Source organism: Bifidobacterium margollesii, from assembly GCF_002860355.1.
Taxonomy (GTDB): domain Bacteria; phylum Actinomycetota; class Actinomycetes; order Actinomycetales; family Bifidobacteriaceae; genus Galliscardovia; species Galliscardovia margollesii.
Genome location: NZ_NMWU01000026.1, coordinates 69423 through 82667 on the forward strand (window position 1 = coordinate 69423; position 13245 = coordinate 82667).

The window sequence follows — 13245 nt, forward strand, 5'->3', positions numbered from 1 at the left end:
ATCACCGAATGACGAGGTACAGCAGCACGGATGCGACAATGACGACGAGCCCGATGGCGACCACCGCGACCAGCGCAGGCCGGAAGCCTCCACGATCGCCGGCACGCCCGCTTTCCAGCAGCGCGGAGAACGCTCCGAACGCCACGAGCAGCGAGCCCATGAGCATCAGCACCATCAGGGCTCGTGTCGGGAACGTCAGACCATCGCCCAGCTGAATGGAGGCGATGACGAACGATATGATGCCGGCGAAGAAGCCGATGAATTCCAGCATGTCGATGCGCTCGTTGTCGAAGCGCCGGCCCAGCTCGTCCATCTTGTCGTCCAGCTCGCGCGCCCGCTCCCGCTGCGCGGACTGCGCATCGTCGATCACCGACGACAGCGAGCGCATGTTCGACAGCATGTTGCAGGTGTTGCGCGCGTCGAAGATCTCGTTCATCTCGGTCACATAGGTGCTGGCCTTGAGTCCGCCGCTCCGGGAACCTGCGGGGTCGGAGGACTCGCCACCGGAGGACTCGCCACCGGGGCCGCCGGCTTCACACCACTCGTTGTATTTGGCGTTCTCAAGATCGACGGCACGGGAGAATTCGCTCTGAGCCTCGTCGTACCGGCCCAGGCAGGCGAGGATGCGGCCATAGCTCGTGTGGAAGATCGGATGCCACGTCTCGCGCGGCCGCTTGTCGAACAGTCCCATCAGCCGTTCGAGCGCCGCCCGATCCTTCTCGTCGGGCATCTGCCGCCCCGAGGAGATGAGCTGTCGTTCCACGCGCCGCAGAATCTGTTCGGTGTAGGCGTTGAGGAACCCGATGTGCTTCGGCGCGATCTCAAGGGCCCGCAGCGCGGCGGCTTCGGCATCGCGCTCCTCTCCGCCGTACAGATGGAACATGGACAGCGCATACTGGTAGAGCGCGAACTCCCCCAGGCAGGCTCGCAGCAGCGGCACGAACCGTCGCCAGTAGAGCATGCGCCGGTCGGCGTCGAATTCGCAGCGATGGAACCATTCGAACGCGACGAAGAACGCCAGCAGCAGTGCCGCATCCCCTTTGTGCCTCGCGCTGACATCGAGCACGGAGTCGCTGATGTCGATGGCCTCGCCGCGGGTGAACACCTCATGCTCGATCACATCCTCGCGCAGGTAGCGCTCAAATTCCGGGTCGTCCGGCGAAACCGCGGCGAGATGCCCGTAGACGCCACGCAGACGATCGATCACGTCGTCGGATACCGGGAATTCCGAGCCAGCGAGCTCATTCAACAGAACGTCGGCACCGGGGAATGCATGATCATCGGCCATTGGTAGGACCTCCGCTCGAACTCATATAATCGCCATTGACATTCAGTGTATCGTCGGGGAAACAGCGTCGGCGCACGGCGATCGAGAACCAGCAGGGAAAGGCGATGTCAATGAAACCCGTCGTGGCATTGATGATGCAGTATTCGGAGACCGTACCCGGCACGTTCGACATCGACCCTGGATATCTGCGTCTGCTGGAGTTCGCGGGGGCGAATGTGCTGACCGTGGATCCGTCCGACGACGACGGGTATCTCAAGTCCATGCTCGACCGCGCGGACGGCCTGATGATCCCGGGCGGCAACGACATCGACCCGTCACTGTACGGCGGACGGCATCTGCCGGGCATGGACGAGCCGGTGCCGCTGCGCGATCATGCCGAGGCGACGCTGCTGAGAGCCGCCTACGACCGGCGAATGCCGTATCTGGGCGTATGCCGCGGCCTGCAGATGATGTGCGTGCTGGCGGGCGGCAACCTGTATCAGCAGATCGCCGACGATATCCCCGGAGCACTGAACCATTGGCAGCAGGCGCCGTTTAACAAGCCGTCGCATGAGGTGAGCATTCTGCCCGGCACTCCCCTGCGCAGGATTCTCGGATGCGACGAGATCAGCGTCAACAGCGTGCATCATCAGGCGGTGCACAGGGCCGGCGAAGGCGTGCAGATACAGGCCACGGCCCCCGACGGCATCATCGAATCCGCGTACCGCCCCGACCGCGATTTCTTCATGGCCGTGCAATGGCATCCCGAGCAGACGCCCACCGACGAGCCAAGCCAACGTCTGGCCCGCGCCTTCGCCGAAGCCTGCCGCGCATGCAGCAAGCATCATGCATGACCAAAAAGACCTCAACGCCGGATCTATGATGGACACGAGATGACGGTTATTTAACTGCCGGCAACGTGTCGCATGTCAGCTGGAAAGTCGGGGGTGGAATTGTGACGTCGGTTCCCATCGAAGACGTGTATGCGCAGATTCGCGAGTTCGCCGCGGCTTGCGATGCCTCCCGAGTGATCCTGTTCGGTTCACGTGCGAAGGGCACGAACCGTCCGAAAAGCGATATCGATCTCGCCATCGAGGGGTGCGCCCAGTTCAACCGATTGGAACGAATGCTGCAGGATGATCTGTGGTCTCTGCTCAAAGTGGATGTCATCAATATGGATGACAATATTTCCAAGGATCTGCGTCACGAAATCAGGGCCACAGGAAAGGTGCTCTATGAGAAAGTATGAAAACTACAGTTTGGCTTTATCCTCACTGCGAAAAGCACCCAAACAGGATCTGACCAACGAATTCGTGCAGAGCGGCATCATTGACAAGTTCGAGCTTCAATTCGAACTGGGATGGAAGTTGCTGAAGGCTCTTCTGGCATACGAGGGTGATCCGGTCTCCGCATCCGGATCACCACGCGACGTCTTGAAGGCCTCATTCCAGTATTATTCCTTCATGAATGAGCAACTCTGGCTGCGAATGCTACGGGATCGCAATGATTCGGCCCATATCTACGACGCCAGCAAGGCATTGCGACTGGTGAATTCCGTAATCACGGACTATATACCCGAATTCGAACGGGTGGAGCAGGGGATTGAACAACGGTATGGCGATCTGCTGAATCAGTAAGACGTTCATCAAGCAGGCCGCTCGTACAAACTGGATCTTCTCGCATCTTCTCGCAATTTTGGGAGGTAAAAGCCGCCGCACACCATCACGAACTGGCCGCGGCGATATGCCGGACATATCCAAACCGGAAGAGCTGACAATCTGATATGCCCATACGTTGTACACCCTTACAAGGGCGGACGGGGAAGTTGGTGGGCCGGGACAATGGCGACCGGCACTGTTCATGCGTAATCTTGAGGATGGATGATTGGCCGTTCGATCCCGCCGACTGCATGGCACGGCGGGATCGAACGGCGGGATCGATATGACGGAATGACGACGGAACCAGACGGAATGAGGGCTCAAGGCATGATCAAGGAATACACGGCACCCGGCGAGATCGAGGTGCGTGACGACGAGACACTGTACTCGCTGCTGACCGACCGTATCGAACGCACCGGCGAGGACACGGTGATCGCCAGCCGTAAGACCGGTCCGGGATCGTGGGCGAACATCACGACCGGCGAGTTCCACAGTCTGGTGCGCGCGGCGGCCAAGGGGTTCATGGCGTTCGGCGTGAAGAAGGGAGACGCGGTGACGCTGTTCTCCCCCACCCGCTGGGAGTGGGGCGTGCTGGATTTCGCGCTGGCTGCGATCGGTGCGGTGAGCGTGCCGATCTACGACACGGATTCCGCGATGCAGGCGCGCAACATTCTGTGCGATTCCTCGGTGACCATTGCGATCGCGGACAATCAGGAGCGGTTCCACCGTCTGTATTCGGTGATGGACGACTGCCCGGATCTGCGTCGCATTCTGATGCTGGATTCGAATGCGCTCGGAGCACTTGAGGGCGTGGGCGTGACCGTAACCGACGAGGAGCTGGAGGAGCGGATCGCCTCGGTGAAGGCCGACGATCTGGCGACCATCGTCTACACGTCCGGTTCCACGGGAGCTCCGAAGGGCGTGGAGCTGACCCACCGCAATTTCCTGTCGATCGTGCGCGCGGGATTCGTGTGCATGAAGGAGATGATCTGCGACGATCATCCCCGTCTGCTGCTGTTCCTGCCGCTCGCCCACTGCTTCGCCCGATACATCCAGTACTGTTCGATCGGTTCGGATGACGGTGTGGTGGGGTATCTGCCCGACACGCATTCGCTGCTGCCTGATCTGCGCAGTTTCAAGCCCACGTATCTGCTGGGCGTGCCGCGCGTGTTCGAGAAGGTGTACAACGCGGCTTCCCGCAAGGCCGGCACGGGCTTCAAGGGACGCATGTTCGGCAAGGCGGCGGAGGCTGCGCGCGAATGGTCGCGTATGGAGCAGGCCGGCGAGAAGCCGACGCTGTCTCAGGTGGGCGAGCATGCGATGTACGACTCGATGGTGTATCGCACGGTTCGCGGGGCTCTCGGCCCGAACATCAGGTATGTGGCGTGCGGCGGCGCTCCGCTCAGCGCCGATCTGGCTCATTTCTTCGCCGGCATCGGTCTGCCGATGATCCAGGGGTATGGCATGACGGAGACCGCGGCCCCGTTTACCGTGACGCGTGTGGCGGATAATCGCATCGGCACGGTCGGCCAGTGCGCACCCGGTTCGTCGGTGAGGATCGCGGATGACGGCGAGGTGCAGGTGAAGGGCGCGAACGTGTTCCGCGGCTACCATAATCTGCCGGAGAAGACCCGCGAGGCGTTCACTGCGGACGGTTGGCTGAAGACCGGCGATCTGGGTTCGTTGGATGACGATGGCACGCTGACGATCACCGGCCGTAAGAAGGACATCATCATCACGGCCGGCGGCAAGAACGTTTCGCCGATTCCGTTGGAGGAGATCATCACGAAGTGCCCGATCGTGGAGCATGCGGTGGTGGTGGGTGATGGCCGCCCGTTCATCGGCGCACTGATCACGTTGGATCCGGAAGGCTTGGAGGCGTGGCTGCCGACCCGGCGTCTGCCGGCGTCGATGCCGTTGGCCGAGGCCTCGCAGAACGATGAGGTGCGGGCTGAGATTCAGACGTATGTGGATAAGGCGAACGCCACGGTGTCTCGCGCCGAGTCGGTGCGCAAGTTCGTGGTGCTGTCGGATCGGTTCACGCAGGACAACGCCTGCCTGACCCCGTCGTTGAAGGTGGTGCGGCCGAAGGTGAACACGGTGTTCGCCGACGTGATCGACCAGCAGATCTACAACGGAAAGCGGTGAGCACGGATCGGCTGACGCCGGGAGACATGGGTTTTCGGCTTCCCCTTGCAGGGGAAGCTGTCGTCTGCACCAACGTCGAAAGCCAGCCGCCGACCCGGTTCCGGCTTCCCCTTGCAGGGGAAGCTGTCGAGCGCAGCGAGACTGATGAGGTGGTTGGGGCGAGGCGCGTATGTGATATGCAGGCGGGCCATGTTCCAGGCACCTCATCCGACCGGCTGACGCCGGCCACCTTCCCCTCAAAGGGGAAGGTCTGAGTGGGTTGAGCCGATCGCCGGTCACCTTCCGTATTGAGGGGGAGGGTCTGAGTGTATGAAAAGGGGGTATTCGATCGGAACCGGACTGCGTTCCGATCGAATACCCCCTTTAGCGTCTCTGGCTTGCATGTCCGGCTCGTCGCCGATTGTCATGCAAGCAACCGGAGCTGATTGACGCGTGCGACTTCAAGGCGCGGGAGACGAAGGCGTACGAGGGTACGTCGAGCCTCCCGCAACGAAGAAGGCGCTCCGTCAATCAGTGACGAAGTCATTACATAACGTGTGTGGCTTCGGTTCGCTGGAAGATGAAGGCGTACGAAGGTACGTCGATTCTTCCAGCGGGCCGAAGACGCTCCGTTATTTAATGACGGTTGTTGAGGCGGTGGTACATTTCGCTCAACTCCAGTTCCTTCTCGAACTGGCGAGCGGTGGTGTTCTCGTCGATGACGGCGAGTTCGACGCCGGCGATGCGGGCGAAGTCTTCCCAGGCTTCACGACCGACGGAGGTGGTCATGCAGGTGTGGTGGGAGCCGCCGGCGGTGATCCAGCACTGGACGGCGGTCTTGAGGGAAGGCTGCGGCTTCCAGACGGCGCGGGCGCAGGGGAGTTCCTTGAGGGAGCCCTGGGGCTCGACGACGTCGACGACGTCCATGAGAAGGCGGAAGCGTTCGCGCTCGTCGGCCATGGAGACGACGACGGCATCCTTCTTGGGGGCGCCGGAGAAGACGAGGCGGACGGGGTCGGCCTTGCCGCCGATGCCGAGCGGGTGGATTTCGAGCTTGGGCTTGGCGATGGTGCCGATGGCCGGGGAGACCTCAAGCATGTGGGAGCCCATGTCGAGCTCGTTGCCTTCGGTGAAGTTGTAGGAGTAGTCCTCCATGAGGGAGGCGCCACCTTCGAGGCCGTAGCCCATGACGGCACCGATGCGGACGAGGACGGCGGTCTTCCAGTCGCCTTCGGCGGAGAAGCCCCAGCCGTACTCGGAGGGGAAGCGCTGCGGGCCGACACCGGGCAGCTGCGGGAGGGCGCCGAGGTCTTCGAAGTTGTCGACGCCGGCGGTGCAGCCGTTGGCGCGCATCATGTTGACCATGGCGGCCTCTTCCTTGGCGGCGATGAAGAGGGAGTCGTACTTGGAGTCGAGCAGGGCGGGGTCGACGTCGTACTTGGCCTTGTAGTCTTCGATGATCTCCTTGACCTGATCGTCCTTGACGGCGTCGTAGGCGGCGACGAGCTCGTTGACGGCCCAGGTGTTGATGGAGGCGCCGAAGACGCGCTCGGCTTCGGTCTTGTCGCCTTCGGTGACGGCGACGTTGCGCATGTTGTCGCCCCAGCGCATGACCTTCATGTTGTTGGAGGCGTCCCAGCCGGCGCAAGCACGGGCCCAGGTGCCGACCTTTTCGGCGACTTCCGGATCGGTGTAGTGGCCGACGACGATCTTGCGCGGGATGCCGAGGCGGGAGACGATGTAGCCGAACTCACGGTCGCCGTGGGCGGCCTGGTTCAGGTTCATGAAGTCCATGTCGATGGTCTCCCACGGGATTTCCTTGTGGTGCTGGGTGGCGAGCTGCAGCAGCGGCTTGGTGAGCACTTCGAGGCCGCGGATCCACATCTTGGCCGGGGAGAAGGTGTGGCACCAGGTGATGACGCCGATGACGTTCGGGTTGGCGGAGGCTTCGACCATGAATTCCTTGACGCCGTCGGAGGACTTCAGGGTGGGCTTGAGGACGATCTTGGCCGGGATCTTGCCAGTGTTGTTCAGGTAGTCGACCATTTCCGCGGAGTGGATGGCGACCTGACGCAGTGCTTCCTCACCGTAGAGGTCCTGCGAACCGACGCCGAACCAGATCTCCTTGCCCTCGAAGGGGTTTTCGAATGCCATAATTGGCTCCTTTTGTTGTTACTTCGTTGTGTTTTCGGGATTAAGTGTTCAGTGCTGGCCGTAGACGTTGGTGTAGCGGTCGTTAAGCTTGGCGATATCCTCGTCGCTGATCGGGATGATGTCGCCGAGCTGACGGGCCGCCCACATCGTGTGCGCCACCTCCTCGGTCATGGCGGCGGCCTTCACCGCGCCCTCCGCATCCTTGCCGATCGTGAACGGACCGTGGTTCTGCATGAGCACCGCCGGCGACTTCGGGTACTTCTTCAGCGTCTCCACCACGCCCTCGCCGATGGCCTCCGAACCGATCAGACGGAACGGGCCCACCGGCACCGGGCCGCCGAACTCGTCGCCCATCATGGTCAGGCCGCACGGAATGTTCTGGCCGGTCGCCGCCCACGCGGTGGCGTAGGTGGAGTGCGTGTGCACCACGCCGTACACGTCGGGCATGTGACGGTAGATGTAGGCGTGCGACGCGGTGTCGGAGCTGGGCGCCTCGGCGCCGTCGACCACGTTGCCGTCCAGATCGCACACCACCATGCTCGACGGGGTCAGGTACTCGTAGCGCAGGCCGGACGGCTTGATGACCATGAGGTCGGCGGTGTGCAGACGCTGCGACACGTTGCCGGCGGTCCAGACGACCAGATTCCACTTGATCAGCTGCTCGTGCAGGGCGGCGACGACCTCGCGCACCTGCTTGACCTCGGCGCGCACCTCGGGACCGTAATCAGCCAACGTAGCCATAATTGATTCCTTTCGATTTTTCCTACATTTCGTGGCCTCCTCATGAAGAGGAGGCTGAAATTCTTCGATATGCCGACGAACTACTTGCTTTCCAGATCGATGTTGCGCACAGCGCTCTTTTCGATCGCCAGTCCGGACTGGAAGCGGGCGAAGAAGTCCTCGAAGCCTTCGACGTCCTTCGGATCCGGGTTCTCGGTGGTGGACTGGGCGTCCTTGAACACGCGCTGGTCAAGGTAGTCGGCCAGCGGCCACGGGGTGTGCCACAGATAGTCGGCGAGCACGGCCATGCCCCAGGCTCCACCTTCGGCGGCGGTGGACATGACCTTGATCGGGGTGTCGAATGCGGCGGCGAGGATCTTCTGCGCCACCTTCGGGGTGGTGAAGATGCCGCCGTGGCCGACGAGGGAGTCGATCTTGACCTCTTCGTCCTTGGTCATCACGTCCATGCCGATCTTGACGGGGCTGAACGCGCTGAACAGCTGGGCGCGCATGAAGTTCGCGAGGTTCATGCGGGCTTCGGGGCTGCGGGCGAACAGCGGACGGCCTTCTTCGAGGCCGGCGAGGAATTCGCCGGAACGGAACGGGTAGTTGAGCAGTCCGCCGGCGTTGGAGTCGGCCTGATCGCTGATGGCGAGGCGGAACAGCGTGCCGTACAGGGCGCCGGTGTTGACCGGCTGGTCGATGGCCTTGGCGAATTCGCCGAAGAGGCCAACCCACGCGTTGAGGTCGGAGGTGAAGTTGTTGGCGTGGCTCATGCCGGCCAGATCGCCGGCCGGGGTGGTGACGAGGTCGACTTCGGGGTGCAGGCGGGCGAGCTTCTTCTCCAGCACGACCATCGCGAAGATGGAGGTTCCGGCGGAGACGTTGCCGGTGCGCACGCGCACGGAGTTGGTGGCGACCATGCCGGTGCCGGCGTCGCCCTCCGGCGGGGCGAGCACGATGCCGGGCTGCAGGTTGCCGGAGGGGTCGAGCAGCTTGGCGCCTTCGGCGGTCAGTTCACCGGCGGGGGTGCCGGCGACCAACGGTTCGGGCAGCAGATCTTCGATGTTCCACGGCTGGGCGGCGACTTCGGGCAGCGCGGAGAACTTGGCGAGCAGCTCCTTCTCCCAGGTGTGGGTGGTGGGGTCGATCGGGAACATGCCGGAGGCGTCGCCGACGCCCAGCACCTTGCGACCGGTGAGCTTCCAGTGCACGTAGCCTGCGAGCGTGGTGAAGTAGGCGACCTTGCCCACATGCTCTTCCTTGTTGAGCACGGCCTGATACAGATGCGCGATGCTCCAGCGTTCGGGGATGTTGTACTGGAACAGGTCGGAAAGCTTGAGGTGAGCCTCGTGCGTGTTGGTGTTCTGCCAGGTGCGGAACGGCACGAGCAGCTCGTCGTTCTTGTCGAAGGCGAGGTAGCCGTGCATCATGGCGGAGAAGCCGATGTGCCCGACGCGGGTGAGCTTTTCGCCGTAGGCCTGCTCGACGTCCCAGGCCATGGCGCCGTAGGCGCTCTGCAGACCCTTCCAGATCTCCTCCTGCGAGTAGCTCCACAGGCCGTCCTCCAGATGGCTGGCCCACTGGTAGTCACCGGAGGCGATGGTGTTGTAGTTGTCGTCGATCAGCACGGCCTTGATTCGCGTGGATCCGAATTCGATGCCCAGCGAGGTCTTGCCGGCGCGAATCTTCTCTACGATTCCTGAGATATCCATCTCGGAAGCATCACTCATGCGTTTACTCCTTTGATCGGTCTTCGGGCGACGCGAAATGCAATCGCCACCGTTCGTGCCAACGTCATCGTTGCGCCTTCACACCCCTTGCGGAGCCCGCAGGCGTCTCGTCGGAATCACAGATTGTGAACGCTCACATTCTGTTTACCATCGTACATCCCGACACCCACGCCACGCAACGAAAACCCGGATTTTTTCGACGCGTTATTCAATTGTTATATGAGTCGCCATATATCCGGCTTATCGGGAAACCGGACAGGACAGGCCACCGAACCTCCCGCGGAACAGCCCATCGAACCGCACGGAACCCGGCCATCTCGCCAAAACCCGCTCACCGTGAAGCCTCGGCCGTGGACCGCCGCACGACCATCCGCGCGCGCGACACCTTCACGCCGTGGACGGAAGGCAGATCGGCCTCCATGCCCGAATCACCCTCAGCCGCGCTGCCATCGCCGGACACGTCACCGATCTTCGGCAACCCTTCGTATCCGAGCTGCGTGAACAGCGTGGTCATCGCGGAGACGCCGAGTCCCGCGAAATCCGGATGCACGGTGGTCAAAGGCGGAATGGCATTGCACACGGCGGGCATGTCGTCGAATCCGACGAGACTCACATCCTGCGGCACGCGGATCCCCCGTTCAAACAATGCACGGTTCACCCCCATGGCCTGCAGATCGTTCGCCGCCACGATCGCCGTGGGCAGATCAGCCTTCGGATCATCCAGTGAATCAAGATATCGGTTGAACTCGTTGTAGGCCAGGGACGACCCCCAATCGGCAAGCTCGATGACCTGAGTCTGCATGCCGGCACGCTCCGACTCGCACAGCCAGGCCAGTCGACGGGTCTCGGCATCACGCCATTCGGAGGGACCGGCCAGATACAGGGTCCGACGATGACCCAGATCGGCGAGATGGCATACGATATCGCGGATCGCGCTCCACTGGTCGATGCCAAGGCAGGCGATCGTGGGATCCGCAGCCAAATACGGTTCCACGTCCACCTTGCCATGCGAAGAGGTGAGCACCACTCGCGGCACGCGAAGCCGGGCCTTCAACGCCGCCTCGACCATCGGATCGGTGGGCGCGACGAAAACGAACGCCTCCACACCCTGATCGAGACAGGCATTCGCCACCTGCTCGAACGCCTCCTGCGTGTACTCATGATCGTTCATGATGGCGATCGACACATACAGCTCATGCTTGCGTGCCATGGCCTCGATCGAACTGATCGTGGACAACGGCCCGAAATAGCTCATCCCACCGGCGATCAGCGCAATGGTACGGGTGCGGCTGGTGGCGAGCGCGCGAGCGGCCCCGGACGGCCTGTAGCCCAGCTTGTCGATGGCCGCCTGCACCTTGGCCCGCGTGGCCGATGAAACGTTCGGTGAATTGTTGATCACCCTGGAAACGGTCTGATGGGAAACGCCAGCGGCCTTGGCCACTTCGAAGATCGATACACGCTTACCGGTCATGGTCACTACTCCTTGCACATCATCCGATCCGGTCGCCGTCGTCCGACGTCGCCGCTGCGCCGTTCTCCAAGCCATCCATGCCCCGGGAAACAGGAGCTGTTAGCGTTCACAGACCGAACGTTCCCATCCTACCCGACCGTTCCCGCACAATCACACTCCACCCTGATCGCGTGTCATCCGCACGCGACTCACCATCCATCGGAGAAAACATGGCCCATCAGATGAAACAACCACCCTCTATTACAGTCGGTGTGGCAGTATTGGTGGGGTTGCCGATCGGGAGGAGTGTCATATGCCGGGTTTGTTGAGCGCCATGCAGGGATTCTGCGTGATCGGCATCGTGATCGCGGTGGGCTATGTGGCCGCCCGCATGCGCATCGGAGGGCCGAGCGCGCAGATGGTGCTGAACAAGTTCAGCTTCTTCGTCTCCAGCCCGTGCCTGATGTTCGCGATCCTGTCCAAGGAGCCGATCTTCGAGATCTTCCATTCGTCGATCATCGTGGCGTTCTTCTCCGCGCTTCTGGTGGGCGTGGTGTTCCTGATCCTCAATCGGCTGTTCTTCCATATGGGAGCCGCCGACGCCACCATCGGCGCGCTGAATTCGCTGTACCTCAATTCCAACAACATCGGCCTGCCGATCGCCACCTATATTCTGGGCAATCCGGCGTTGGTCGCGCCGATTCTGGTGATGCAGCAGGCCATCTTCACGCCGGTCGGCCTCACGGTGCTCGACGTGACCACGAAGGGCAAGGTGACGGTGAAGGAGATCGCCAAGCAGCCGCTGCACCAGCCGCTGCTGATCGGCTCGCTCGCCGGCATTCTCGTTTCGGCCGTCACCGCGAAGATCGGCTACTTCCCGATTCCGAAGTTCATCTTCGATCCGATCGACATGATCGGCGATTCCGCGGTGCCGATGATCCTGATGGCGTTCGGCATGTCGCTGCACGGCACGAAGCCGATGCAGAAGAAGGGCGACCGCACCGCCACGATCGCCGTGGCCGTGCTGAAGAACATCGTGATGCCGATCATCGCGTTCCTGCTCGCCTACTTCGTGATGGGCTTCCGCGACGCCACGCTGTACGCCTGCGTGGTGCTGGCGGCGCTGCCCACCGGCCAGAACGTGTACAACTACGCGGCACGGTACAACGTGGGACTCACCTTCGCGCGCGACGGCATCCTGCTTTCGACCATGACCTCCCCGATCTTCATCGCCATCGTCGCATTTTTGCTGAGCTGAAGGCGCCGGCCAGGAAAAGGCACCGGAAAACCCGGCGAAACCCAGTGAGATTCCACGGGACCGGCGAAGATCAGGGCCCGTCGGCTTACGACGATGGACTAAGGCGCATTTACCTCGAAATGCGCCTTAGTCCATCGAGGATCGACATCACGGAACAACAAAACCGCATGATTGCAGCATTTCCGAAATCAGCCACGCTGAATACCGATGGACCAGCTCACAAATCGCGATTTGTGCAGGCTATTCCATCGACCAACTGGTCACTTTACCCGGGTTCTAAATAGAAGCGCAACACCTGTCTAAGGTTGGAAGTGTTCAAGTCCACAACCGAAGAGAAAGTGCTGCGCCCATGACGAAAGTGTATTCCCACCTGTCGGCCGAGGAACGAGTCCGGATCGACGAACTGAGGAACCGAGAGGGGCTCGGCGTGCGCCAGATCGCCCTGAGGATCGGCCGGGACAAGTCCACGGTCAGCCGCGAGCTGAGGCGCGGCCTGTGGTTCGCGTCCAACGAGAACGACTCCTACCGTCCGTACAGGCCGAAACGCCTGAAGACGGGCGCATGGACCGCGCGCCCGTTCTACTCGGCCCTGACCGCGCAGCGCAAGGCCGAGACCCGCGCCCGCAGGTCGCGCAAGCCCCTGCGCATGGCGTACGACCCGCTGCTCTCCTGGGTGATGGACGCGCTGCGCAAGGGATGGACGCCGGAGCTGATCGAGGGACGGCTCAAAATCGAATGGCCCGACGACCCGCGCATGCGGATAAGCCACGAGTGCCTCTACCAGTGGATCTACGCCANACCCCAGAAGGCGCTGGACCTCAGGCAGTACCTGCCGCGCGGCAAGCGGCACCGCACGCGTTCGAAGGGCAGGAGGGCGA

At 62.1% G+C, this 13245-nt stretch carries 11 protein-coding genes; 6 read left to right on the plus strand and 5 right to left on the minus strand.

Annotation, left to right across the window (positions count from 1 at the left end; translation table 11 throughout):
- Position 1: 1 nt before the first annotated feature.
- Positions 2-1288, minus strand: coding sequence for a hypothetical protein (locus Uis1B_RS07810; RefSeq protein ID WP_101617151.1), 1287 nt, complete (start codon positions 1286-1288; stop codon positions 2-4).
- A gap of 104 nt (positions 1289-1392) precedes the next feature.
- Here Uis1B_RS07810 and Uis1B_RS07815 point away from each other — a divergent pair, with 104 nt between their 5' ends.
- The 4 genes from Uis1B_RS07815 to Uis1B_RS07830 all read left to right on the plus strand — a co-directional run bounded on the left by Uis1B_RS07815 (position 1393) and on the right by Uis1B_RS07830 (position 5073).
- On the plus strand, positions 1393-2121 hold the full coding sequence (locus tag Uis1B_RS07815) for a gamma-glutamyl-gamma-aminobutyrate hydrolase family protein (protein ID WP_101617154.1): 729 nt from the start codon (positions 1393-1395) through the stop codon (positions 2119-2121).
- 101 nt (positions 2122-2222) lie between these two features.
- Positions 2223-2516 (plus strand): nucleotidyltransferase family protein, encoded by a 294-nt coding sequence (locus Uis1B_RS07820; RefSeq protein WP_243390314.1) that lies wholly within the window; start codon positions 2223-2225, stop codon positions 2514-2516.
- Positions 2503-2904 carry an HI0074 family nucleotidyltransferase substrate-binding subunit gene (locus Uis1B_RS07825; protein ID WP_101617156.1) on the plus strand — a complete coding sequence of 134 codons (402 nt, stop codon included), beginning with the start codon at positions 2503-2505 and terminating at the stop codon, positions 2902-2904. Before Uis1B_RS07820 ends, Uis1B_RS07825 begins: the two co-directional genes overlap by 14 nt.
- A 348-nt stretch (positions 2905-3252) precedes the next feature.
- A complete protein-coding gene (locus tag Uis1B_RS07830; protein ID WP_101617158.1) occupies positions 3253-5073 on the plus strand; it encodes an AMP-dependent synthetase/ligase in 1821 nt (606 codons plus the stop codon).
- Between the two features lie 615 nt (positions 5074-5688).
- Here Uis1B_RS07830 and araA read toward each other — a convergent pair.
- From araA to Uis1B_RS07855, 4 genes are all read right to left on the minus strand, one after another.
- Positions 5689-7206: an L-arabinose isomerase gene (araA, locus tag Uis1B_RS07840; RefSeq protein WP_101617163.1), complete on the minus strand. Its 1518-nt coding sequence runs from the start codon at positions 7204-7206 to the stop codon at positions 5689-5691.
- A 48-nt stretch (positions 7207-7254) separates the two neighbouring features.
- Positions 7255-7947 (minus strand): L-ribulose-5-phosphate 4-epimerase, encoded by a 693-nt coding sequence (locus tag Uis1B_RS07845; RefSeq protein WP_101617165.1) that lies wholly within the window; start codon positions 7945-7947, stop codon positions 7255-7257.
- Between the two features lie 80 nt (positions 7948-8027).
- Positions 8028-9659, minus strand: coding sequence for a xylulokinase (locus tag Uis1B_RS07850; protein ID WP_101617167.1), 1632 nt, complete (start codon positions 9657-9659; stop codon positions 8028-8030).
- A gap of 331 nt (positions 9660-9990) precedes the next feature.
- Positions 9991-11130 (minus strand): LacI family DNA-binding transcriptional regulator, encoded by a 1140-nt coding sequence (locus Uis1B_RS07855; RefSeq protein WP_101617170.1) that lies wholly within the window; start codon positions 11128-11130, stop codon positions 9991-9993.
- A gap of 292 nt (positions 11131-11422) precedes the next feature.
- Between Uis1B_RS07855 and Uis1B_RS07860 the strand changes: the two genes are divergently transcribed.
- On the plus strand, positions 11423-12367 hold the full coding sequence (locus tag Uis1B_RS07860; RefSeq protein ID WP_101617172.1) for an AEC family transporter: 945 nt from the start codon (positions 11423-11425) through the stop codon (positions 12365-12367).
- Positions 12368-12716: 349 nt separating this feature from the next.
- A partial coding sequence (locus Uis1B_RS07865) for a helix-turn-helix domain-containing protein (protein ID WP_133124890.1) occupies positions 12717-13245 on the plus strand: 529 nt, incomplete at its 3' end.